Below are 21957 nucleotides of genomic sequence, written 5' to 3'. Positions count from 1 at the left end.
TCAGCGGTCGGACCGCCCGGAAGCCACCGCGGCGATGACCGCCACCAGCGAGCACGCCACCGCACAGATCGCGGCGCCCGCGCCGACGTACAGCCCGTATTCGGCCGACACCGGCGGGTTGACGTTGAGCTTGTAGTACCACACCGTCAGCGCCACGAGCAGCAGCGAAATCAGCAGCGCGGCAACCGAAGCGATCTTCACCGACAGCCCACGGCCGATCATCGCGCCGACCACCAAAAGCGTGGAGGCCAACAGCACGATGAGCTGACCCGCACCGAACCCCCGGGGCAATTCCAGGTTGCCGTGAGCGCCGCCGATGGCGTTGGACCAGCCCCCGCCGTTGACGGTCGTCCGCAGCCACGGCAGCCATGCGCTGGCCGACACCACGACGGCGAAAAACGCCACCAGCCAACCCGGGCGCAGTCGGCGAGTCATGGTAGCGAGATTAACGGACTCTCACAGCGGCCCGCGTGAGCGAGCGCGAGGCTCGCCGTACGAGGCGCTACGTCTGCAGCGAGGACAGGTTGAAGACCGCGCCCGTCGGGTCGCCCGCGGCGGCCAGCCGTCCGTACGGGGTGTCCTCGGCGTCGCGCACCACGATGCCGCCGTTGTCGGCGATCACCCGCAGCGTCTTGTCCACGTCCTCGGCGCCGAAGAAGATCACCCAGTTCGACGGGATGTCCTGCGGCAGGAACGCGGCGCCGTCCATTACGCCGAGCAGTTGCTCGTCGCCGAATCGTGCGGTGGTGTAGCGGAATTCGTCGGTGTCGGACACAGTCTCGGTCTGCCATCCCAGGACGTCGCGGTAAAAGTCGAGGGCCGCGCCGTAACCGCGTGTGGTCAGCTGGTGCCACGCCGGTGCACCGGCCGCACCGATGAGCTCGAAGCCGCGGTGTTCCAGCGGCTGCCACAGTCCGAAGACCGCGCCGGAGGGGTCGGTCGCGACAGCCATGTGGCCCTTGGCGGGCACCTCCATCGCCATGCACACCGCACCACCGGCACCGGTTACCGCGGCGACGGTGGTGTCGATGTCGGCGGTGTGGAAGTAGGTGGCCCAGTGGTCGGGCGACCCGGCCTCGGGCCGGTTGGCCATGATGCCGGCCACCGGGTGGCCGTCTTTGGCGGCATTGACGTAGCCGCCGTACTCGGGTCCGGCGGACTCGAAGGTCCAGCCGAAGACCGTGCCGTAGAACTGCTGGGCGCGGGCGACGTCGGACGTGGTCAGATCGATCCAGCATGGGGCGCCCAGCGGGGCGCAGTCGCGGACGGGCACGGTGACCTCCTGGTGGTGTCCTGGCCCCGAGGAAAGGGCTTCACATTATCGACTGCTGCCCAGCCTAAAACTCATCGGCGCCGGCGATCAGCGACGAGGCCCACCGTCTCCGTTCGTGCTCGGGTCGGCGCGGGTGAACACCGTGACGAAGTTCTCCAGTGATTGGTTGATGTCGCCGCGCAGGGCCGCGGCCACGATCATGCCGATGGGGCCGAACAACGCCGGGCCGCCCAGGTGCACGTCGAAGCTGACGATGGAGCCCTCATCCTTGGGCGCGATCTTGGCCATCAGCTTGACCTTGACCCCGCCGACGCCGTCGCCGTTGAGCGTCATGCCCTCGGGCGGCTTGTAGCGCACCACCGTCCATTTGATCCGGCTGTACATGCCCTTGACCTCAACGATCGACTCGACGATCGTGCCCTTTTCGATCTCGTCGGGCAGGGTGCTGCGCCACACCCGGTGAATGGTCAGCCAGTCCTTGTACCGGGACAGGTCGGAGGCGTGCTGCCAGGCCACCTCGGGTGGCAGCGGGACATCGATTGATCCGGAAAGCTTCGCCATTGCTCAGTTCTGCTGGTCGCCGGTGTCCGCGGCGCCGGTGGCCTTCTTGGCCTGCTCCTGCACCTGGTGGATGGTGTCGGTGTATTTGCCCTGCGTCTTGTCGTCGACGAACTCACCGGCCTTGTCGATCGCCATTTCCACCTTGTCCGCATTCTGCGACAACAGGTCTTTTGCCTTGTCCAGGAATCCCATGCGCCCTCCCTTTTCCCGGCATCGTACTTGCCCCGCGGCGGCGCATTGCAGGTGAGTTCGGCGCGCTCAGCGCCACAACCTCGGCTGCACGCCCAGCACTTTGGCGCGGATCCACCACGCGGCCTCAACGGCGGCCGCACCCAGCACCCCGACGCCCAGCGCGGTCGACGTCACCGCGACATTGGACGGGTCGAGCAGGAACCCCTTGCGCGCCAGCGGCAGGCTGAAAATCACGACATAGGCCAGGCCCGAAGCGATTACCAGCGCCAGCCGCCACCACTCATAGGGGCGGGCCACCACGGCCAGCACCCACAGCGCGGTCATCAGCAACGTGATCAGGGCCGCTGTGGACGCCTGATCCTGTTGGACGAAGGTGGCGTGGCGGCCGTGATAGGCCAGCAGGTAGGAGGCGAACGTCGCGGTGCCGACGATCAGCCCGGAGGGCAGCGCCGACGTGAGGACCCGGCGCACAAAGCCCGAGTGGGCGCGTTCGTTGTTGGGTGCCAGCGACAGGATGAACGACGGTATGCCGATGGTGAACCAGGCCGCGATGGTGACGTGGATGGGCTGGAACGGGTAGAGCAGCGGATCGGCTTTCAGCGGTTTGGAGAGCAGGCATTCGATGCCCACCAGCAACGCCAGCAGCACCGAATACACCGTCTTGGTCAGGAACAGGTTTGCGACGCGTTCGATGTTGCCGATCACCCGGCGCCCCTCCCCGACGACATAGGGCAGCGTGGCGAACCTGTTGTCCAGCAAAACGATCTGCGCCACCGCGCGGGCCGCCGGGCTGCCGGCGCCCATCGCGACACCGATGTCGGCGTCCTTGAGTGCCAGCACGTCATTGACGCCGTCGCCGGTCATCGCGACGGTGTGTCCGTGTGATCGCAGGGCGCGCACCATGGCGCGTTTCTGGTCCGGCCGCACCCGTCCGAAGGTGGTGTGGGTGTCCAGCGCATCCGCCAATTGCTCTGTCTCGGCGGGTAACTGGCGCGCATCCATCGTCTCACCGCGCAGCCCGAGCTTGCCGGCCACGGCCCCGACCGAGACCGCGTTGTCCCCGGACAGCACCTTGACCGAAACGCCTTGTTCGGCAAAGTATTTGAGCGTCTCACGCGCGTCCGGACGCACCTTCTGTTCCAGGACCACCAGCGCGACGGGGGTGACGCGTCCCGGCGCGTCGGGGTGGTCCACGGCGACGTCACCGGCGCCGACCAGTAGCACCCGCAGCCCCTGCGCCCCGATCCGCTCGGCCTGTTCGGCCGCCGCCGACCCCGGCTCGAGCAACACGTCCGGCGCCCCCATCACCCAGTTGCCGTGATCTTGGAACGAGACGCCGCTCCATTTGGTGGCCGACTTGAAAGGCGCTGTCGCCGTGGCGGTCCAGCCGGGCGGTTCGTGGTAGGTCTCGGCGATGGCCCGCATGCTCGCGTTGGGTCGCGGGTCGGCGGCGGCCAACGAGGCCAGCACGTCGGCGATCCGCTCCCCCGGCCGGTCGAGTTCGTCCACGGTCGCCACCCGCATGCCGCTTTCGGTCAGGGTGCCCGTCTTGTCCGCGCAGACCACGTCGACGCGCGCGAGTCCCTCGATGGCGGGCAGCTCCTGCACCAGGCACCGGCGCTGACCGAGCCGGACCACCCCGACCGCGAAGGCGACCGACGTCAGCAGCACCAGCCCTTCGGGGACCATCGGCACCAGTGCGCCGACCGTGCGCAGCACGGCCTGGCGCCAGTCGGCGCGCGTGGTGAACAGCTGGGTGTAGATGGTGAGCAGGCCGGCGGGCACCAACAGGTAGGTGATGAACTGCAAGATGCGGTTAATGCCATTGCGCAGTTCGGATTTCACCAAGGTGAACTTGCTGGCCTCCGCGGCGAGCTTGGTGGCGTAGGCGTCCGGCCCGACCTTGGTGGCGCGGTAGGCGCCGCTGCCCGCGACCACGAAACTGCCCGACATCACCGCGTCGCCGACGGCCTTCGCAATCGGGTCGGCCTCACCGGTCAGCAGCGACTCGTCGACTTCCAGATTCGCCTCTTCGACGATCTTGCCGTCGACGACGACCTGATCGCCCGGGCCCAGCTCGATGATGTCGTCGAGCACCACTTCGCCGGGCGGCACCGCCCGGGTTCCGGATTGCCTGCGCACCAACGGTTTCGCCTGTCCCACGATGGCGAGCTTGTCCAGCGTCTGCTTGGCCCGGATCTCCTGAACCATGCCGACGACACTGTTGGCGATGATCAACAGCCCGAACATCCCGTTGATCACCGAGCCCGTCGCCAGCACGATCAGCAGCAACACCCCAAGGATCGCGTTGATCCGGGTGAAGACGTTGGCCCGGACGATAGCGGTGATGCTGCGCGTGGCGCGTTCCGGTACCGCGTTGCTCTTGCCGTCGGCCACGCGCTGCGCGACGTCGGCGTCGGTCAGGCCGGCGGCGGGAGCGAGCGTCATCGCGTGAAGGTTCCCAGCTTGTTGGAGTCGTAATACTCCAGGTTCAGCGTGTTGCCCGCGAACACAGCTTTGGAAAGCGTTCCGGGTGGCGCGTTTTCGTCGGTAAGCGGGAAGGTGAAGGTGTCGCCGTCCCAGTGCGTGAGGGTGGACGTCCGGTTTTTCGGCCCCATCGCGAGTTGCAGCGCGCCGTCGCGTTCGGTCACCACGGCCGGTCCCCAGTAGTCGCTGGCGTATCTGCCGGCGTAGTCGCTGAGCGGTCGGGCCGGGGCGGGGTTGGCCGGGGGCGGCCTGCCGACCAGCGAGCCCACCGGGTTGTTCAGCCAGCCGATCGCCTTCTTGTACAAGGGACCCCAGTCCTCGCGGATTTGACCATACTGGACGAGGTCCATGAATTCGGCGGTCAGCGTTTCCGGGATGCCGTAGGGCGCGGCGTTGGTCAGCGCGATGATGCCCAAATCCTCGGACGGCAGCACCACGAAGTTGGTCGCCGCACCCAAATCGAATGCGCCGGAATGACTGTACTCGGTGCGTCCCGACGAATCGACCGAGGAGTTGAAGCCGTATCCGTAGAAGCCGGTGCGCGCCTGTGGTGTTTTGGCGGGCGACGACACCATCTGCGGGCTGGTGGCGGGCAGCAAGGCTTCCGGTGACGTGATCCGCCCGCCGTTGTAAGTTCCGTTGCCCAGCAACATCAACAGCCAGCGCGCCATGTCGTTCACCGATGAACTCACGCCGCCGGCCGGCGATTGGGGATCGGGGTCGCGCTGGAAACGGGCCTGCCACTTGTCGTCGACCTTGATGTGGTTGACCGCATGGTTGGGCCGGGCGGTGAAGTCGGCGAACCGCGAACTCGTCGATGTCATTCCCAGCGGGCGGTAGAGCACCTCGTCGGACAGGTCCTCCCACGGCTTGCCCGCCGCGGCCGCCACCGCCTCGGCCCCGGCGGTGATTCCATAGTTGGTGTAGGCGTAGCTGATTCGGAACGGATCGAGCGGCAGATACTTGAGCCGCTCCAGCGTTTGGCGGCGGTCGTAGCCCAGGTCTTCCAGCTTGTCACCGGCGTGGTCGGGCAGCCCGGAGCGATGCGAGTACAGGTCGCCGACGGTCACATGGCTGGTGACGTAGGGATCGCCGAGCGTGAACCATGGGAGCTTGGACGCCACGGGCGTGTCCCAGGCGACGACGTTGTCGCTGACCTCGTGCGCGATTACCGTCGCGCCGACGGATTTGGACACCGAGGCCAGCTGGAAGACGGTGTCGGCGTCCACCATGTTGTCCCGGCCTTGCCCCTTGCTCACGTCCTTGATGCCGAAGCCTTTGGCGTACAACACCTTCCCGCCGTGCACCACGGCCACCGCCATCCCCGGGATGCCGGTGCTTTTCATCAGGTCATTGACCAGACCGTCGACCTTCGCGACGGCATCATCGATACGGCCGGCGGGTATCGACACGCCGGAGACCTGGTTGGGCGGAACGTCAGACAATGTGGACGGTGGACCGGCTGTCGGCTGCGCGGAGCCGCAGCCCGCCAACCCGAGCAGCGTCGCGGCGAATGCGGCCGCGGCCGCACGTGTGGTCATGCGCGAACCCTAACGCGGTGCGATGCGCGCCACGTCAATCTACAGCCGCCACCAGGGGTCGGATTTCTGCGGCGCCGCGGGATCGATGCGTTGCCCGGGCAGCGGCACCGCCACGTCCACCCGCTCGGGCGCGGCGGCGGCCAGCAGGCGCTCAACCGGTTCCGCCCACGGGTGCGGGGCCAACCGGAAAGTGCCCCAATGGATCGGGACCAGTAGCCCGCCGTCGGTGACGTCCAGGTGCGCCCGCACCGCCTCCTCGGGGTTCATGTGCACGTCGGGCCACGCCGTGTTGTAGGCCCCGATGGGCAGCAGGGTCAGGTCGAACGGCCCGTGGTCGGCGCCGATCTGCGCGAAGCTCTTGGTGTAGCCCGTGTCGCCGCCGAAGTACGCGCGATGGTTCGGACCGATGAAGGCCCATGACGCCCACAGCGTCGTGTTGCGGTCCAGAAAGCGTCCCGAGAAGTGCCGCGCCGGCACGCACACCACCGTCAGCTCGTCGACCTTGGCGCTCTGATGCCAGTCGAGCTCGACGATGCGGTGCTCGGGGACGCCCCACATGCGCAGGTGGGCCCCGATGCCGAGCGGCACGAAGAACGGTGCCCGCTGGGTGCGGGCCAGCGCCCTCACCGTGTCGATGTCGAGGTGGTCGTAATGGTCATGGCTGATCACCACCGCATCCACGGCGGGCAGCGCCTCGAGTTGGATCGGCGGCGGGTGCAGCCGCTGCGGGCCGACGACGTCCGACGGCGAGCACCGGTCGCTCCACACCGGATCCGTGAGCACCCGGTAGCCGTCGATCTCCAGCAGCGCCGTGGAATGGCCGAACCAGCTGACGGCCAGCCGGCTCGGGCCGGTCTCGAGGATCCCCGGCGACGCCAGCGGGATCGGCCCCTTCGGCCGGCTGTTGCCCCGATTCCCGATCAGCTCCCACGCGACGAGCCGCAGTTGCTCGCGGTCCATCTTGGTTTCGGAGGCGGGCTCGAGGTTGACGAAGACGCCGTCACGGTAGTGCGGCGACCCGGCCGTCACCGCCGCGATCGAGGCGGGGTGCGCGCCGAGCGCGTCCGGCGCGCCGTGCAGCGCCCGCACCAGCCAGCCACCGGCCGCCAGCGACGCCGTACCGGCGACCAGCCGTAGCGTCCCCCGCATATTTGTCAGGCCCCCTGAAACTTCGGCGGTCGTTTCTCGATCCTCGCGACCTGGGCCTCGACGACGTCCTGGCTGCTCCAGGCCTTGTCGAAGAGTTCCTTGTGCACCGGCCCGGCCTCTTCGATGGCACCGTCGTCGTTGAGCACCCGCTTGGCGTGCTGGATCGCCAGCGGCGCCAGGCCGGCGACCTCGGCGGCCCAGGCCTGCGCGTCTTCCAGTGTCCCGATGCGGTTGGCCATCCCGGTCTGCAGCGCCACGTCGGCGGTCAGTTTCTCCGCGGTGAGCAGCATCGCACGGGCGCGGCCGTGGCCGACGAGCGAGGACAGTCGCCGGATGCTCCAGTTATCCAGGGCCAGGCCATATTTCGAGGTAGGGAACTGGAAGAAGGCGTCGGGCGCGACGACCCGCAGATCGCATTGCATGGCCAGCTGCAGGCCGGCGCCGATGGCCGGCCCGTTGATGGCCCCGATCACCGGGATCAGCGTGGCGTCGAGCACCCTGTGCAGTTCGATGAGCCGGTCGGGGTAGTCGGCGGCGAAGGCATCACCGCTGAGGTCCGCCCCGGCGCAGAACACCGTGCCCTGACCCGTCAGCACGATCGCGCGGGTGGAGCCGTCGCCGGCCTTCAGCACGGCCTCGCGCAGCTCCTCGACCAGCTGGGAGTTCAAGGCGTTGCGGCGCTCGGGGCGCTGCAGCTCGATGGTCATAACGGCTTCGGCCTGGGTAACACCGATCATGGCAGCCACCCTATATAGCCTCGTCACGTGAGTCGTATTACGGCTGGTCAACTCCGCGATGCGGTGCTGGACGAAAATTCCTTCATCCAATGGGACAGCGAACCGCTGGCGGTGCCGGTCAGCGCCTCCTACGCCGAAGAGCTGGCCCGCGCCCGGGAAGCGACGGGCCTGGACGAATCGGTGCTCACCGGCGAGGGACGCGTCTTTGGGCGTCGAGTCGCCGTGGTGGTCTGCGAGTTCGGCTTCCTGGGCGGGTCGATCGGGGTAGCCGCGGCCGAGCGGATCACCGCCGCCGTGCAGCGGGCGACGGCCGAGGGTCTGCCGCTGCTGGCGTCGCCCAGCTCCGGCGGCACCCGCATGCAAGAGGGCACGGTCGCGTTTCTGCAGATGGTGAAGATCGCCGCCGCCGTCCGGCTGCACAAACAGGCACACCTGCCCTACCTTGTCTATCTGCGCAATCCGACCACCGGCGGGGTGTTCGCGTCCTGGGGTTCGCTCGGTCATGTGACGGTCGCCGAGCCCGGCGCGCTGATCGGCTTCCTCGGGCCGCGCGTCTACCAGTTGCTCTACGGCGAACCCTTCCCCGAGGGCGTGCAGACCGCGGAGAACCTGCAGCGACACGGCGTGATCGACGGCGTCGTCCGGCTCGACGAGCTGCGCCGGACGCTCGACCGTGCCATGACCGTCATCGCCGACGCTCCCGAGCCGCTGCCCGCGCTGGCGCCACCCGAACCGACGCCCGACGTCGCGGCGTGGGACTCGGTGGTGGCGTCGCGACGGCCCGACCGGCCCGGGGTGGGGTTGTTGCTGCGGCACGGCGCCACCGATCGGGTGCTGCTGTCTGGGACCGGCCAGGGAGAGGCCGCGACCACGCTGTTGGCGCTGGCCCGATTCGCCGGCCAGCCGGTGGTGGTGCTGGGCCAGCAGCGGCTGACGGGCGGCTTGGTGGGGCCCGCGTCGCTGCGCGAGGCACGCCGCGGCATGGCGCTGGCCGCCGAGCTGCGTCTGCCGCTGGTGCTGGTGATCGATACGGCGGGCCCGGCCCTGTCGGCCGAAGCCGAACAGGGCGGGCTGGCCGGACAGATCGCGCAGTGCCTGGCCGAGCTGGTGACGCTGGACACCCCGACGGTGTCGGTGCTGCTGGGCCAGGGCAGTGGCGGCCCGGCGCTGGCGATGGTGCCTGCCGATCGGGTGCTGGCCGCGTTGCACGGCTGGCTGGCTCCGCTACCGCCGGAGGGCGCCAGCGCGATCGTGTACCGCGACACCGAGCACGCCGCCGAACTCGCTGCGGCACAAGGCATTCGATCGGTCGATCTGCTGAAGTCCGGGATTGTCGACGCGATCGTGCCGGAGCATCCCGATGCCGCCGACGAGCCGGTCGAGTTCGCGCAGCGATTGTCGCGGGCCATTGCCGCCGAGGTGCAGGCGCTGCGGGAGCTCCCCGCCAGCGAGCGGCTGGCCGCCCGGTTGCGGCGCTACCGCAACATCGGTCTGCCCTGAGCATCGTGGGAAACCGCCGGGTAAGACAGCGGTGTAGCCTCCCACAGCCGTAGTCGACAATCAGGCAAAATGGGCGGCATGGACACTGGAGCTAGCTCACCGCGCGTCTTGGTCGTTGACGACGATTCAGATGTGCTCGCGTCGCTCGAACGCGGTCTGCGGCTGTCCGGATTCGAGGTGTCGACGGCGGTCGACGGCGCCGAGGCGTTGCGCAGCGCCACCGAGACGCGCCCGGACGCGATCGTGCTCGACATCAACATGCCCGTGCTGGACGGCGTCAGCGTGGTCACGGCGCTGCGCGCCATGGACAACGACGTCCCGGTCTGCGTGCTGTCCGCGCGCAGCTCCGTCGACGATCGGGTCGCGGGCCTGGAGGCCGGGGCCGACGACTACCTGGTCAAACCCTTCGTGCTGGCCGAGCTGGTCGCACGGGTCAAGGCGCTGCTGCGCCGCCGCGGCGCCACCGCCACGTCCTCCTCGGAAACCATCACGGTCGGGCCGCTGGAAGTCGACATCCCGGGCCGGCGGGCCCGGGTCAACGGCGTCGACGTCGACCTGACCAAGCGGGAATTCGACCTGCTGGCGGTGCTGGCCGAGCACAAGACGGCGGTGTTGTCCCGCGCGCAGCTGCTCGAGCTGGTGTGGGGTTACGACTTCGCCGCCGATACCAACGTCGTCGACGTGTTCATCGGATACCTGCGCCGCAAGCTGGAGGCGAACGGTGGCCCCCGGCTGTTGCACACTGTCCGCGGAGTGGGATTCGTACTGCGCATGCAGTAGCAGGTCGGCCGGCCCATGAAGTTTCTGTCCCGGATTCTGACCCGTACGCCATCGCTACGGGCCCGGGTCGCGGTCGCGACGGCCATCGGCACCGCCATCGTGGTGGTCATCGCCGGAGCGGTCGTGTGGTTCGGCATTACCAGCGCCTGGAAGGAACGCCTGGATCGCCGTCTGGACGAGGCGGTCGGTTTCGCCATCCCGTTCCTGCCCCGTGGCGTCGACGACATCCCCCGTGCCCCCAACGATCAGGACACCGTCATCACCGTCCGGCGCGACGGACAGGTCAAGTCCAACTCGGATGTCACGCTGCCGCCGCTGGAGGTGGGCTATGCCGACACCTACATCAACGGGGTGCGCTACCGGGTGCGGACCTTAGAGGTCCCCACGCCGCAGCCGGCGACGGTGGCCGTGGGTGCGACCTACGACGACACGATCGCTCAAACCAACAACCTGCATCGCCGGGTCATCCTGATCTGCGCGCTCTCGATCGGCGCGGCAGCGGTATTCGCTTGGCTGCTGGCGGCTTTCGCGGTACGGCCGTTCAAACGCCTGGCCCAGCAAGCCCGCTCGATCGACGCCGACGAGCGGCCGCAGGTGGCGGTGCGCGGCGCCAGCGAGGCCGTCGAGATCGCCGAAGCCATGCGCGGCATGCTGCAGCGCATCTGGACCGAACAGGACCGGACCAAGGACGCGCTCGCGTCGGCCCGCGACTTCGCCGCCGTGTCCTCCCACGAACTGCGCACCCCCCTAACCGCGATGCGCACCAATCTCGAAGTGCTGTCCACCCTGGACATGCCCGACGAACAGCGCAAAGAGGTGCTGGGTGACGTCATCCGCACCCAGTCGCGCATCGAGGCCACGCTGACCGCCCTCGAGCGCCTGGCCCAGGGGGAACTTTCGACGTCCGACGATCACGTGCCCGTCGACATCACCGAGCTGCTCGACCGCGCCGCCCACGACGCCGCCCGGATCTACCCCGGGGTCGACGTTTCGCTGGTGCCCTCACCCACCTGCATCATCGTCGGGTTGCCGGCCGGGTTGCGCCTCACCGTCGACAACGCGATCGCCAATGCCGTCAAGCATGGCGGCGCCACCCAGGTGCAGCTGTCGGCGGTCAGCTCGCGCGCCGGTGTGGAGATCGCGATCGACGACAACGGCACCGGCGTGCCCGAGGACGAGCGCCGGGTGGTGTTCGATCGGTTTTCCCGCGGATCGACGGCCTCCCATTCCGGGTCGGGGCTGGGCTTGGCGCTGGTTGCCCAACAGGCGGCGCTGCACGGTGGGACGGCGGCGCTGGAGAGCAGCCCGCTGGGCGGCGCGCGACTGGTAGTGCGGCTCCCGGCGCCGAGCTAGCGCCCTATCGCCGCCGCGGGTTGTTCGGGCTGTCGCGCCAAGGCGAGAAACCCGCTTGCTGCGCGGACTTCTCGTCGCTGAACCAGACCTCGGCGGCGGTCGAGTCGTAGCTCGGATCGTCGGGCGTGAAGTACATCTTGCCGTCCGTACGGGCTTTGATCAGATATCCCGCCGGTCCCAGGCCGCCGGGCTGGGCGTCGGCGGAGCCCGGGCCGTACGGCGCGCGCGGCGACGGCGGAATCTTGGTGGTCGGCGAATCCTTGGCGATCGGGATCTTCGTGGTGCGCCGTTCGGTGACCGCAATTTTCGTGGTGCGCTCCTCGGTCACCGGGATCGCGGTGGTGGCGGGCTCCGGCGCCACCCCCTTGCGCGGCGACTCCGACACCGGCGCTTGGCTTTTGACGGGGGCCATCATCAACGTGAGCGTCAGCACCAAGCCCAGACCGAACGACAGGCCGAAAAGCCACCAGTGCACGTGACTCATCGCCGGGCGCCCTTCCCCGGGCGGTTGAGCAGTGTGGCAATCACCCACGCGACGGCCGAGCCCGCCACGAACGCGAGCAGGTACCACAACCACTGGATGACGAAGTCCACCCCGAATCTCCTTAGCTGATTACGATTTCGACCCGGCGATTCTGGGCCCGCCCGCCGTCCGTGCCATTGGGGGCGATCGGATTGGCCGAGTCGAAACCGGTGGTGCTCAAGCGGTTGGCGGGCACGCCCTGGGCTTCCAGGAAGCCGGCGACGGCTTGCGCGCGCTCTTCGCTCAACGGCACGTTCAGGCTCGTATTGCCGGTGTTGTCGGCGTAGCCGTTGATGGCCGCGTGCGCGTTCGGGCACGCCTTGAGTTTGTCGGCGACCCGGGTCAGGATCTGGCCGTCGGACGCGGTCAGACTGCCGACGTTCGATTCGAAGGTGAGAGCGCCGTCGGTCAGGGTGTTGATCGCCGATTGCAGGTTGGTGCACGACGCGCCGGTGGGCGACGGAGACGCCGCCGGTGCGTTGACGGCAAGATTGTCAACGACATTCAGGGTGGGCCAGATGCGCTTCGCGTCGGTGTCGATGGTGTTCTTCTGCTCGGGGGATGCCGCGGTGCCCGCCAGGGTGATGGTGTCGCCGGCGACCGTGAGGGCGAAGTCGGCGACCGACGCGCTGTCGGAGAAAACGGGCTTGGCCTTGGCGAAATCGAGTGCGTCGACGGCGGGATCGATGCGGATCTGGTCGACGATGTTGAGGCCGGGGGGCAGTGCACCGGTGAGCACCTTCAGCAGCGCCACCTTGGCGGACTCGTCGGGGAAGTCTCCGCTCAGGGTGACGCTGTTGCCGTTGCGGACCATGGAGAACGCCGCCAACGAAAACTTCGGCGCACCAGCGCTGGTCGACGGCGCCGAGGACACCCGGCCGGACGGGGATCGTGCCGACACTTCGTAGCCGATTGTGGCTATCAGGAGCGGAATGACCAGCAGGGCGATCAGCCAGGGCAGGCCGGGCCGTTTGATGCTCACGACGGCCTCCCTCATCTGGCCCGCGTTTGCCAGGCGAGATGCAAGCCTACCGATTCACCCCCTCCCGAGTCGGGCACACTGGAGCGATGGCCAACGGCAGTAAACCGACCGACAAGGACACCCTGGCAGTCATCCGTGACCTGGTCGCCGAGGAGAAAGCGCTGCGGGCGCAGCTGCAGCGCGGAGACATCGACACGTCGGAGGAACATGACCGCCTCCGGCGGGTGGAGGTCGAACTCGACCAGTGCTGGGATCTGCTGCGGCAGCGCCGGGCACTGCGCGAGACCGGCGGCGACCCGCGAGAGGCGGAGGTGCGTCCGCCCGACGAGGTCGAGGGCTACCTGAGCTGAGCGGCCACGCGACCGATGTCGACGCCGTAATCGTTGGAGGCGGCCACAACGGCCTCGTCGCGGCCGCTTATCTGGCCCGCGCGGGTATGCGGGTGCGCCTGCTGGAACGGCTGGACCACACCGGCGGCGCGGCTGTTTCGGCGCAGGCCTTCGACGGTGTCGGCGTTCGGGTATCGCGCTACTCCTATCTGGTCAGCCTGCTGCCCACGCGCATCGTCGAGGACCTGGGCGCCGATGTGCGGCTGGCCCGGCGGCCGTTTTCGTCGTACACACCCGACCCCGCGACCGGCGGTCGCGGCGGGCTGCTGATCGGATCGTCCGATGACGGCTTCGCCGCCATCGGGGCGGGCGGGGATGCGCGGGGGTTCGCCGAGTTCTACCAACGCTGCCGGCTGGTGACCGAACCACTGTGGCCGACGTTGCTCGAACCGCTGCGCACCCGCAAGGACGCCCGCCGGCTAGTGACGGAACGCGGCGATCGCCGCGCGGCAGCCGCGTGGCGGACCGTGATCGAAGACCCGATCGGGCACGCCATCGCCGACGCGGTGCGCAACGACGTGGTGCGCGGGTTGATTGCGACCGACGCGTTGATCGGCACCTTCGCCCGCCTCGATGACCCATCGCTGACCCAAAACGTCTGCTTCCTGTATCACGTGCTCGGCGGGGGCACCGGCGACTGGAACGTCCCGATCGGCGGCATGGGCGCGGTGACCACGGCCGTGGCCGCCGCCGCCGTGCGACACGGCGCCGAAATCACCACCGGCGCACAGGTTTACGCCGTCAATCCCACCGGCGAAGTGCGTTTCCGCAGCGGCGGCGACGACCGCGTGGTTAGGGGCCGGTTCGTCCTGGCCGGCGTCACACCGACGGTCCTGGCCGGGCTGCTCGGAGAGGAACCGGCACCCACATTCGCCGGCGCGCAGGTCAAGGTGAACCTGGTGCTGGCGCGGCTGCCCCGGCTGCGCGACCACGCCGTCACCCCCGCACAGGCATTCGCCGGGACGTTTCACGTCAACGAGACCTGGACGCAACTCGATACGGCCTATTCGCAGGCTGCCGCCGGTCAACCGCCGAATCCCTTGCCGTGCGAGGCCTATTGCCACTCGCTGACCGACCCCAGCATCCTGTCGGACGGGCTGCGCGACTCGGGCGCGCACACGATGACGGTGTTCGGTCTACATACCCCGCACTCGCTTTTCGGCGGCACCGACCCCGATGCGCTGCGCGATCGACTGACCGATGACGTGCTGGCGTCGATGAATTCCGTTCTGGCCGAACCGATTCAAGACCTGCTGCTGACCGATGCGCAGGGCCGGCCGTGCCTCGAGACCACGACCACGCTGGATCTGGAGCGCACCCTGCGCATGACCGGCGGCAACATCTTCCACGGCGGCCTGTCGTGGCCGTTCGCCGAGGACGACGACCCGCTGGACACCCCGGCGCGGCAATGGGGCGTGGCCACCGCACACGAACGAATCATGCTGTGCGGCTCGGGCACTCGCCGCGGCGGGGCGGTGTCGGGCATCGGCGGGCACAACGCAGCGATGGCGGTGCTGGCCTCGCTGCGCTAGCGGATGTGCTTGCGCAGCCGTCTACTTACGCGCGTCGATGGTGACGTAGTCGCGCTCGGTGTAGCCGGTGTAGATCTGGCGCGGGCGGCCGATCTTGCTGTCGCCCTCGTCGTGCATCTCACGCCAGTGCGCGATCCAGCCGGGCAGTCGGCCCAGCGCGAACAGGACGGTGAACATCCGGGTCGGGAAGCCCAGCGCCCGGTAGATCAGACCGGTGTAGAAGTCGACGTTGGGGTAGAGCTTGCGCTCGATGAAGTAGTCGTCGGTGAGCGCGGCCTCTTCGAGCTGCTTGGCGATGTCCAGCAGGTCGTCGTCGCCGCCGAGCTTGGCCAGAATCTTGTCCGCCTGCTCCTTGACGATGCGGGCGCGCGGGTCGTAGTTCTTGTAGACCCGGTGGCCAAAGCCCATCAGCTTGACGCCCTCTTCGCGGTTCTTCACCTTGCGGACGAACTCGCTGACGTCGTCGTCGCTTTGGCGGATCTTCTCGAGCATCTCGAGCACCGCCTGGTTGGCGCCGCCGTGCAGCGGGCCCCACAGCGCGTTGATGCCTCCGGAGATCGAGGTGAACAGGTTGGCCTGCGACGACCCCACCAGCCGGACCGTCGATGTCGAACAGTTCTGTTCGTGGTCGGCGTGCAGGATGAGCAGCATGTCCAGCGCCCGAACGATTTCGGGGTCCGCCTCGTAGGGCTCCGCGGGCAGCCCGAACGTCATGCGCAGGAAGTTCTCCACCAGCGACAGTGAGTTGTCCGGGTACAGGAAGGGCTGGCCGACCGACTTCTTGTAGGCGTAGGCCGCGATGGTCGGCAGCTTGGCCAGCAGGCGAATCGTGGACAGCTCGACGTCCTCGGTGTCCATCGGGTCAAGCGAATCCGGGTAGTAGGCCGATAGCGCGTTGACGGCGCTGGACAACACCGGCATCGGATGGGCATTGCGCGGGAAGCCGTCGAAGAAACGCTTGAGATCCTCGTGCAGCATGGTGTGCAGTTGGATCCGCTTGGTGAAATCGGCCAGCTGCTCCTTGCTCGGCAGTTCGCCGTAGATCAAGAGGTAGCTCACCTCGATGAAGGTCGACTTCTCGGCGAGCTGCTCGATCGGGATCCCGCGGTAGCGCAGAATGCCCGCGTCGCCGTCGATGTAAGTGATGGAGCTCTTGCACGCGGCGGTGTTGACGAAGCCGTTGTCGAACGTCGTGTAGCCGGTCTTGTACAACAGCGAGCCCAGCGCGATGCCGTCGGCGCCCTCCGTGGCGCTGACGATCTGCAGGTCGGTCTCGCCACCCGGGTACTTCAAAGTGGCGGTGTCGTCGGTGTCTGCCACGAGAACCCCTTTGCGCTCTGGCTGATATGGCTGCTGACTTGGTGCTTACTGCAAAAGGTAGTCGTTATGAGGATGGGGCGCCTGCCCGGGGTCGAGTCCGCTGGTCACGCCAGCAATCGATCCCGTCCCGCCGCCGCGCGACGTGCATCATCTGCGGGTTAGGGCTGCAGGCGCTCCACCCGATCTCCGGTTATGCGGATGCGGTTGTGCAATCGGTTTTCCCGGCCCTGCCAGAACTCGACCAGTTCCGGGGCGATGAGATAGCCACCCCAGCCCGGCGGGACCGGGACATGCTCGCGGTCGGCGAAGCGAGCGGTCACCTCGCCCAGCTGGTCGAGCAGGGCCGCCCGCGACGCGATCGGTTGCGATTGGTGCGACGCCCACGCGCCCAGCTGCGACCCGCGCGGCCGCTTGGACCAGTAGTCCTCGGTGACCTGGGCGGTGACCTTGCTCACCGGCCCACGGATGTGGACCTGACGGCCGAGCTGGTACCAGGGAAACGTCGCCGACGCATACGCTGTCGCCGCGAGATCGTCGCCCTTGGCCGAGTCATAGTTGGTGAAAAAAGTGATTCCGGTCTCGTCCACGCTCTTGCACAAGACCGACCGGCTCGCGGGCTTGCCGTCGGCGGTGACGGTGGCCAGCACCAACGCGTTGGGTTCGGCCACACCCGAGCGCTCGGCGTCGTCGATCCATTTGCGCAACAACGAAACCCAGCCGTCGCGCAACCAATCCGCGTCGAGATCTGGACTGCCGTCTTTTTCCACTGACCCGTACTCCACACGCATTCTTTGCAGGTGCTCGTCGTCTGGTCCTGCCATCGCGTCAACGCTACCGGCGCTTGCTACCGGCCGGTAGCGTCGGCCCGATCAGGGGGTGCGAGAATTTTCGGTATGACTGTGGTCCCCGAAGACTTTGTCCCCGGCCTGGAAGGCGTGGTCGCCTTCACCACCGAAATTGCCGAGCCGGATAAAGACGGCGGTGCGCTGCGCTACCGCGGCGTCGACATCGAAGACCTGGTGAGCCAGCACGTCACCTTCGGTGACGTGTGGGCGTTGCTGGTCGACGGCAAGTTCGGCCGCGGGCTGCCGCCCGCCGAGCCGTTCCCACTGCCCATCCACACCGGCGACGTCCGCGTCGACGTGCAGGCGGGACTGGCGATGCTGGCCCCGATCTGGGGGTACAAGCCGCTGCTGGACACCGAGGACTCCGTCGCCCGCGACCAGCTGGCCCGGGCGTCGGTGATGGCGCTGTCCTACGTCGCACAGTCCGCGCGCGGCATCTACCAGCCCGCCGTGCCGCAGCGGATCATCGACGAATGCGAAACCGTCACCGCCCGTTTCATGACGCGGTGGCAGGGCGAGCCGGATCCACGCCACGTCGAAGCGATTGACGCATACTGGGTCTCGGCCGCCGAGCACGGGATGAACGCCTCGACGTTCACCGCCCGGGTGATCGCCTCGACCGGCGCCGACGTGGCGGCGTCGTTGTCCGGGGCGATCGGGGCGATGAGCGGGCCGCTGCACGGTGGCGCGCCGGCGCGGGTGCTGCCGATGATCGAAGAGGTCGAGCGCACCGGCGACGCGCGTGCCCTGGTGAAAAGGATTCTGGACAGCGGCGACAAGCTGATGGGCTTCGGCCACCGGGTCTACCGCGCGGAGGACCCGCGGGCCCGAGTGCTGCGCGCCACCGCCCAACGGCTGGGCGCCCCCCGCCACGAGGTCGCGGTCGCGCTGGAGCAGGCGGCCCTGGCCGAGTTGCGCGAGCGCCGTCCGGACCGGGCGATCGAGACCAACGTCGAGTTCTGGGCCGCGGTGATGCTGGACTTCGCCCGGGTGCCGGCCAACATGATGCCGGCGATGTTCACCTGCGGCCGCACCGCCGGGTGGTGCGCGCACATCCTCGAGCAGAAGGGGCTGGGCAAGCTGGTCCGGCCGTCGGCCATCTATGTGGGCCCCGGCCCGCGCAGCCCGGAATCCGTCGAGGGCTGGGACCGCAGTCTCACCAACGCCTGAACCACCCTTCTTGTCGGTACCCGGCGATCTAATGATTGCCGTCGCGATGAGTTTTCGTCGCCGACGCAGTCATAAATCGTGAACCTGCCCGCCTCGGGCCGGTCAGGGAACCGACAGAAGGAGAACCAGCATGGCGATCAACATCGAACCGGCACTGTCCCCGCACCTGGTGGTCGACGACGCCGCCGCGGCCATCGATTTCTATGGCAAGGCTTTTGGGGCACAGGAGATCGGGCGCGTGCCCCGTCCCGACGGCAAACTGGTGCACGCCGCGGTGCGCATCAACGGCTTCACGGTGATGCTCAACGACGACTTCCCGGAGGTGTGTGGCGGCAAGTCGATGACGCCGACGTCGCTCGGCGGCACCCCCGTCACGATCCACCTGACCGTCACCGACGTCGACGCCAGCTTCCAGCGGGCGCTGGATGCCGGTGCCACGGTGGTGACACCGTTGGACGACCAGTTCTGGGGCGACCGCTACGGCATGGTCGCCGACCCGTTCGGCCACCATTGGTCGATGGGGCAGCCGGTCCGCGAGGTCAGCATGGAAGAGATCTCGGCGGCGATGTCCGGCCAGGGAGCCGGTTAGTGGCGGCCGCGTTCGCGGCCGCGGCGATCGCGAGCGCGGCGAAGCCGGGCGAAGCGGGGCGCCGCCAGCGAGACTAGCCGAGCAGCCGATCCAGCAGCCGGCGTCGCTGCGGCGGCGCCGGCTCCGCGGCGCCCGCGGCCGCGAGCATGGCGGACACGTCGGTGAACTTGTTGCGGGGCCGGCCGGCGTCGCTGCCGCGTGCGATTTCGGCGGCGTCGATGGCGCGCCATCCCGCAGCATCGATCGCGTCGGGCTGACGGTCGTACACCAGGCGGCGCAGCGCGTCGGGTTTGGCGACCGGATCGGTCAGCTTGCCTGCGTTGAAGTCGGCGACCAGAGCCTGCACGGTCTGCAACGAACAGGATTTGTTGGTGCCGATGAAACCGCTGGGGCCCCGCTTGATCCAGCCCGCGACGTATGCGCCGGGCACCGGCCGTCCGGAGGCGGGGTCGACGACGCGGCCCCCGTCGTTCGGCACGACAGCCGACGATTCGTCATAGGGAAGGTCGCGAATCGGCTTGCCGCGGTAGCCGATCGACGTCAGTACCAGACCCGTTTCCAACCGGCGCGTCTCGTCGGTCCCGGTGACGGAGAACTCCATGCCGGTGGCGCGCTGGTCCCCCAGTACCCGCTTCGGGGTGAGCCGATACGCCAGCCTGATCCTGGGTCGCTGCGACGGCGCGGAATCGTCGCCGAGCGTGCTCAAGATTTCCAGCTTGCGCTTGGTCAGGGCGTCCGACGCGGTCGCGAGCTCGGCCGCCACCAGCTGATGGTCGGCCGCGCTGAGCACCACCTCGGAGCTGCCGGTGAGCCCGATCAGCTCGGGCAACGTGAACGCCGACTGGGCGGGCCCGCGCCGGGCGGCGATCACCACCTCGCGCACCGCCGAGCCTCGGAAGGCCGCCAGCGCGTGGTCGGCGATGTCCGTGCGGGCCAGGTCGTCGGGATCGGAGGTGAGTAACCGGGCAACATCGAGGGCGACGTTGCCGTTACCGACGATCACGACCCGCTCGTGGCTGAGATCGACTGGCAGACCGGCGAAGTCGGGATGTCCGTTGATCCACGCGACCAATTCGGTTGCGGTTCCGGTCCCCGGCAGGCCCATGCCCTCGATGTCCAGCCGGCGGTCATCGGGTGCACCGACGGCGTACAGCACGGCGTGGTGATGAGCCAGCAGGTCCGCGTGGCTCAACTGGTTGCCGACCTCGACGTTGAGATAGAACCGGAACCGGCGATCACTGGCGACCCTGTCGAACAGCCGGGTGACGCGCTTGGTGTTCTGGTGATCCGGCGCCACCCCGGCCCGCACCAAACCGTAAGGCGTGGGCAGCTTTTCGAAGACGTTGACGCGCACGTCGCGCTGGGTCAGCAGTTCGTCGGCGGCATACATGGCCGCCGGCCCCGACCCGACGATGGCCACCGTCAGCGGCCTTCGACGGGCGTGCACCTCGGCGGCCGGGATCACTGATGCCAGCTTCGACGTCGGCGGCGGCTTCTCGCCCTTCGGCCGCTCCGGATAGAAGGAAGCGTTGATCTCGATGAAGGGCAGCTGCTTTGAGTCCAGCCGGGTGTCGGGCGCGATGGCGCCGACGGGGCATGCGCTCACGCAGGCACCGCAGTCCACGCACGCCACCGGATCGATGTGGAGCATCTCCGAGGTGGCGAAGCCGGGCTCGTCCGGTGTCGGGTGAATGCAATTCACCGGGCACGCGAAAACGCAGGACCCGTCGTTACAGCACGACTGGGTAATAACGTGCGGCATACAGGAACTCGCAGTGGTTACGCGGCCGGGACGGCGGCAAGGTGCTGGCGCTGCGGCTCGCTGCGGTACCGCGACGGCTTGCCGTTGATCTTGCACAACCGCCACATCAACCGCGCCGAGCGCGTCTCCATCAGGCCGGTGTCGTAGGCCAGCATCCGCACGTCACCGAACATGTCGCTCAACCACTTTCGCGATTCCGGCGACCGGAAGAACAGTTCCTTCTTGACGTCGCGCGGGATGTCGAATTCGCGCCAGAACGCCTTGGGCGGCACCACGATTGCGCGACACAGCGCCTTCATGGTCAGCGGCAGGTACAGGGCGGTCCAGAACCGCTGCCGCTTGGTCAATTCCGGCACCCGCTTGCGCAGGAACTCGTGGGCGAACGAGATGTGGCGGGCTTCCTCGGCCACGTGGATCGCCATCACTCGTTCCATGATGGGGTGCAGCGACTTGCCCTCGCGCAGAACGTTTTTCTGCGTGTGGTCGATGGGCTCCTCACCGGCGAGCACGCCGATGAAGAACGCTACCGGCAGCGGGCCGGCCACCAGCGGAACCAGCGGCGAGAGCCACTTGAGCATCCGCGGCATGCCCGGCACGTCGGCGCCGATGCGGTTGACCATCTCCTGGAACATCATGGTGTGGTTGCACTCTTCGACGGACTCGTGCAGGCAGTACCGGTACTCCGGCGATCCGTTGGGCACCCAGAACGTGTAGTTCATCAGGCCTCGGATCAGGATGGATTCGAAGTGCAGACCCACCTTGGCCACGTTGGCCTGTCGCCACATCCCGATCTTGATCTTGCGCTCGTCCGACTGCGCCTGATACCAGGGATGCCGCCCCAGCGGGTCGGTCGCGGGCAGAATCCACCGCGGATCGTTTTCCGTGACAGCGAATTCTGGTGAATCCCAATCGATATCGGTGTACGGATTGAAGTTGCGCCGCACCGACCCCTCGGACAGTGTGGCAAGCATGTTCACGTATTCGGCGTCGTCGCGCACTTCCATGTTGCTTCGCCAACGCCGGACTAATCGCGTCCTAGCCATATCCAGGCCTCCCCAACGAGGTTTACATTTGGACGTGCTATGTCCAGACAGTACCGCAGGTACCGGATATTCTCTAGACCCCCGCCCGGCAGTGTGACCTGACCGGTGGTCATGGATTTTTTATGCCCCAGATCACACGCCGCCAAACGACGGGGTCACCCGAGCAGGCCTTTTGCCCCGGCGGCCGGGGCCGGCGGCCGGGCGGCGCACCCACCCGTCAGGTCGGCTC

At 68.1% G+C, this 21957-nt stretch carries 21 protein-coding genes and 1 pseudogene; 7 read left to right on the top strand and 15 right to left on the bottom strand.

From position 1 onward, the window contains the following. From MTY59_RS14045 to MTY59_RS14010, 8 genes are all read right to left on the bottom strand, one after another. Positions 1–435: a hypothetical protein gene (locus MTY59_RS14045; protein ID WP_221041688.1), complete on the bottom strand. Its 435-nt coding sequence runs from the start codon at positions 433–435 to the stop codon at positions 1–3. Positions 436–502: 67 nt separating this feature from the next. Further along, positions 503–1273, bottom strand: a complete 771-nt coding sequence (locus MTY59_RS14040) for a VOC family protein (protein ID WP_221041687.1) — start codon at positions 1271–1273, stop codon at positions 503–505. A gap of 87 nt (positions 1274–1360) precedes the next feature. Continuing rightward, positions 1361–1834 (bottom strand): type II toxin-antitoxin system Rv0910 family toxin, encoded by a 474-nt coding sequence (locus tag MTY59_RS14035; RefSeq protein ID WP_221041686.1) that lies wholly within the window; start codon positions 1832–1834, stop codon positions 1361–1363. A gap of 3 nt (positions 1835–1837) precedes the next feature. After that, a complete protein-coding gene (locus MTY59_RS14030; protein WP_007777099.1) occupies positions 1838–2026 on the bottom strand; it encodes an antitoxin in 189 nt (62 codons plus the stop codon). Positions 2027–2092: 66 nt separating this feature from the next. Continuing rightward, positions 2093–4474, bottom strand: a complete 2382-nt coding sequence (locus MTY59_RS14025) for a cation-translocating P-type ATPase (protein ID WP_221041685.1) — start codon at positions 4472–4474, stop codon at positions 2093–2095. Further along, complete coding sequence (locus MTY59_RS14020; RefSeq protein ID WP_221041684.1) at positions 4471–6054, bottom strand: serine hydrolase; 1584 nt, start codon at positions 6052–6054, stop codon at positions 4471–4473. Before MTY59_RS14020 ends, MTY59_RS14025 begins: the two co-directional genes overlap by 4 nt. 39 nt (positions 6055–6093) lie before the next feature. After that, complete coding sequence (locus MTY59_RS14015; protein ID WP_221046166.1) at positions 6094–7203, bottom strand: MBL fold metallo-hydrolase; 1110 nt, start codon at positions 7201–7203, stop codon at positions 6094–6096. 5 nt (positions 7204–7208) lie between these two features. After that, a complete protein-coding gene (locus MTY59_RS14010; protein WP_221046165.1) occupies positions 7209–7940 on the bottom strand; it encodes an enoyl-CoA hydratase in 732 nt (243 codons plus the stop codon). Positions 7941–7967: 27 nt separating this feature from the next. Between MTY59_RS14010 and MTY59_RS14005 the strand changes: the two genes are divergently transcribed. The 3 genes from MTY59_RS14005 to MTY59_RS13995 all read left to right on the top strand — a co-directional run bounded on the left by MTY59_RS14005 (position 7968) and on the right by MTY59_RS13995 (position 11573). Next, a complete protein-coding gene (locus MTY59_RS14005; RefSeq protein ID WP_221046164.1) occupies positions 7968–9440 on the top strand; it encodes a carboxyl transferase domain-containing protein in 1473 nt (490 codons plus the stop codon). A gap of 69 nt (positions 9441–9509) precedes the next feature. After that, the gene (prrA, locus tag MTY59_RS14000) at positions 9510–10220 is read left to right on the top strand and encodes a two-component system response regulator PrrA (RefSeq protein ID WP_007777113.1); all 711 of its coding nucleotides are present in this window, start codon (positions 9510–9512) and stop codon (positions 10218–10220) included. A 15-nt stretch (positions 10221–10235) separates the two neighbouring features. Continuing rightward, positions 10236–11573, top strand: a complete 1338-nt coding sequence (locus tag MTY59_RS13995; protein WP_221046163.1) for a sensor histidine kinase — start codon at positions 10236–10238, stop codon at positions 11571–11573. Positions 11574–11577: 4 nt separating this feature from the next. Here MTY59_RS13995 and arfC read toward each other — a convergent pair whose 3' ends face one another. From arfC to arfA, 3 genes and pseudogenes are all read right to left on the bottom strand, one after another. Continuing rightward, positions 11578–12057, bottom strand: a complete 480-nt coding sequence (arfC, locus tag MTY59_RS13990; RefSeq protein ID WP_221046162.1) for a channel accessory protein ArfC, sunset domain variant — start codon at positions 12055–12057, stop codon at positions 11578–11580. 29 nt (positions 12058–12086) lie between these two features. Then, positions 12087–12167 (bottom strand): annotated as a pseudogene (gene arfB / locus MTY59_RS27345) (channel accessory protein ArfB); the annotation flags it as partial. Positions 12168–12178: 11 nt separating this feature from the next. Then, a complete protein-coding gene (arfA, locus tag MTY59_RS13985) occupies positions 12179–13078 on the bottom strand; it encodes a channel-forming protein ArfA/OmpATb (RefSeq protein WP_250160825.1) in 900 nt (299 codons plus the stop codon). An 86-nt stretch (positions 13079–13164) separates the two neighbouring features. Here arfA and MTY59_RS13980 point away from each other — a divergent pair, with 86 nt between their 5' ends. Then, positions 13165–13428 carry a DUF2630 family protein gene (locus MTY59_RS13980; RefSeq protein ID WP_221046160.1) on the top strand — a complete coding sequence of 88 codons (264 nt, stop codon included), beginning with the start codon at positions 13165–13167 and terminating at the stop codon, positions 13426–13428. Further along, the gene (locus MTY59_RS13975; RefSeq protein ID WP_221046437.1) at positions 13425–14999 is read left to right on the top strand and encodes a phytoene desaturase family protein; all 1575 of its coding nucleotides are present in this window, start codon (positions 13425–13427) and stop codon (positions 14997–14999) included. Before MTY59_RS13980 ends, MTY59_RS13975 begins: the two co-directional genes overlap by 4 nt. Positions 15000–15020: 21 nt before the next feature. Here the strand turns inward: MTY59_RS13975 and MTY59_RS13970 are convergent, their stop codons facing one another. Together MTY59_RS13970 and pdxH are read right to left on the bottom strand one after the other, a co-directional pair. Continuing rightward, the gene (locus MTY59_RS13970; protein WP_221046159.1) at positions 15021–16319 is read right to left on the bottom strand and encodes a citrate synthase; all 1299 of its coding nucleotides are present in this window, start codon (positions 16317–16319) and stop codon (positions 15021–15023) included. A 158-nt stretch (positions 16320–16477) separates the two neighbouring features. After that, positions 16478–17140 (bottom strand): pyridoxamine 5'-phosphate oxidase, encoded by a 663-nt coding sequence (gene pdxH / locus MTY59_RS13965; RefSeq protein ID WP_221046158.1) that lies wholly within the window; start codon positions 17138–17140, stop codon positions 16478–16480. Positions 17141–17212: 72 nt separating this feature from the next. On the opposite strand from pdxH, the gene MTY59_RS13960 reads away from it, so the two are divergent. Together MTY59_RS13960 and MTY59_RS13955 are read left to right on the top strand one after the other, a co-directional pair. Beyond that, a complete protein-coding gene (locus tag MTY59_RS13960) occupies positions 17213–18334 on the top strand; it encodes a citrate synthase 2 (protein WP_221046157.1) in 1122 nt (373 codons plus the stop codon). A 130-nt stretch (positions 18335–18464) separates the two neighbouring features. Then, positions 18465–18923, top strand: a complete 459-nt coding sequence (locus tag MTY59_RS13955; RefSeq protein WP_221046156.1) for a VOC family protein — start codon at positions 18465–18467, stop codon at positions 18921–18923. 73 nt (positions 18924–18996) lie between these two features. Here the strand turns inward: MTY59_RS13955 and MTY59_RS13950 are convergent, their stop codons facing one another. Both MTY59_RS13950 and MTY59_RS13945 read right to left on the bottom strand, forming a co-directional pair. Beyond that, the gene (locus MTY59_RS13950; protein WP_221046155.1) at positions 18997–20685 is read right to left on the bottom strand and encodes an FAD-dependent oxidoreductase; all 1689 of its coding nucleotides are present in this window, start codon (positions 20683–20685) and stop codon (positions 18997–18999) included. A 17-nt stretch (positions 20686–20702) separates the two neighbouring features. After that, entirely contained in the window at positions 20703–21728 is a 1026-nt protein-coding gene (locus tag MTY59_RS13945) for an AurF N-oxygenase family protein (RefSeq protein WP_221046154.1), read from the bottom strand. Positions 21729–21957: the final 229 nt, after the last annotated feature.

This window comes from Mycobacterium senriense (assembly GCF_019668465.1).
Classification (GTDB): Bacteria; Actinomycetota; Actinomycetes; order Mycobacteriales; family Mycobacteriaceae; genus Mycobacterium; species Mycobacterium senriense.
The sequence above is the reverse complement of the archived record's forward strand: the minus strand, read 5'-3'. Positions and strand labels throughout refer to the sequence as shown.

Coding starts and splice junctions, on each gene's coding strand:
- MTY59_RS14045 (WP_221041688.1), bottom strand. CDS start 435: ATGACTCGCCGACTGCGCCCGGGTTGGCTGGTGGCGTTTTTCGCCGTC.
- MTY59_RS14035 (WP_221041686.1), bottom strand. CDS start 1,834: ATGGCGAAGCTTTCCGGATCAATCGATGTCCCGCTGCCACCCGAGGTG.
- MTY59_RS14030 (WP_007777099.1), bottom strand. CDS start 2,026: ATGGGATTCCTGGACAAGGCAAAAGACCTGTTGTCGCAGAATGCGGAC.
- MTY59_RS14025 (WP_221041685.1), bottom strand. CDS start 4,474: ATGACGCTCGCTCCCGCCGCCGGCCTGACCGACGCCGACGTCGCGCAG.
- MTY59_RS14020 (WP_221041684.1), bottom strand. CDS start 6,054: ATGACCACACGTGCGGCCGCGGCCGCATTCGCCGCGACGCTGCTCGGG.
- MTY59_RS14015 (WP_221046166.1), bottom strand. CDS start 7,203: ATGCGGGGGACGCTACGGCTGGTCGCCGGTACGGCGTCGCTGGCGGCC.
- MTY59_RS14010 (WP_221046165.1), bottom strand. CDS start 7,940: ATGATCGGTGTTACCCAGGCCGAAGCCGTTATGACCATCGAGCTGCAG.
- prrA (WP_007777113.1), top strand. CDS start 9,510: ATGGGCGGCATGGACACTGGAGCTAGCTCACCGCGCGTCTTGGTCGTT.
- MTY59_RS13995 (WP_221046163.1), top strand. CDS start 10,236: ATGAAGTTTCTGTCCCGGATTCTGACCCGTACGCCATCGCTACGGGCC.
- arfC (WP_221046162.1), bottom strand. CDS start 12,057: ATGAGTCACGTGCACTGGTGGCTTTTCGGCCTGTCGTTCGGTCTGGGC.
- MTY59_RS13980 (WP_221046160.1), top strand. CDS start 13,165: ATGGCCAACGGCAGTAAACCGACCGACAAGGACACCCTGGCAGTCATC.
- pdxH (WP_221046158.1), bottom strand. CDS start 17,140: ATGGCAGGACCAGACGACGAGCACCTGCAAAGAATGCGTGTGGAGTAC.
- MTY59_RS13960 (WP_221046157.1), top strand. CDS start 17,213: ATGACTGTGGTCCCCGAAGACTTTGTCCCCGGCCTGGAAGGCGTGGTC.
- MTY59_RS13955 (WP_221046156.1), top strand. CDS start 18,465: ATGGCGATCAACATCGAACCGGCACTGTCCCCGCACCTGGTGGTCGAC.
- MTY59_RS13950 (WP_221046155.1), bottom strand. CDS start 20,685: ATGCCGCACGTTATTACCCAGTCGTGCTGTAACGACGGGTCCTGCGTT.
- MTY59_RS13945 (WP_221046154.1), bottom strand. CDS start 21,728: ATGGCTAGGACGCGATTAGTCCGGCGTTGGCGAAGCAACATGGAAGTG.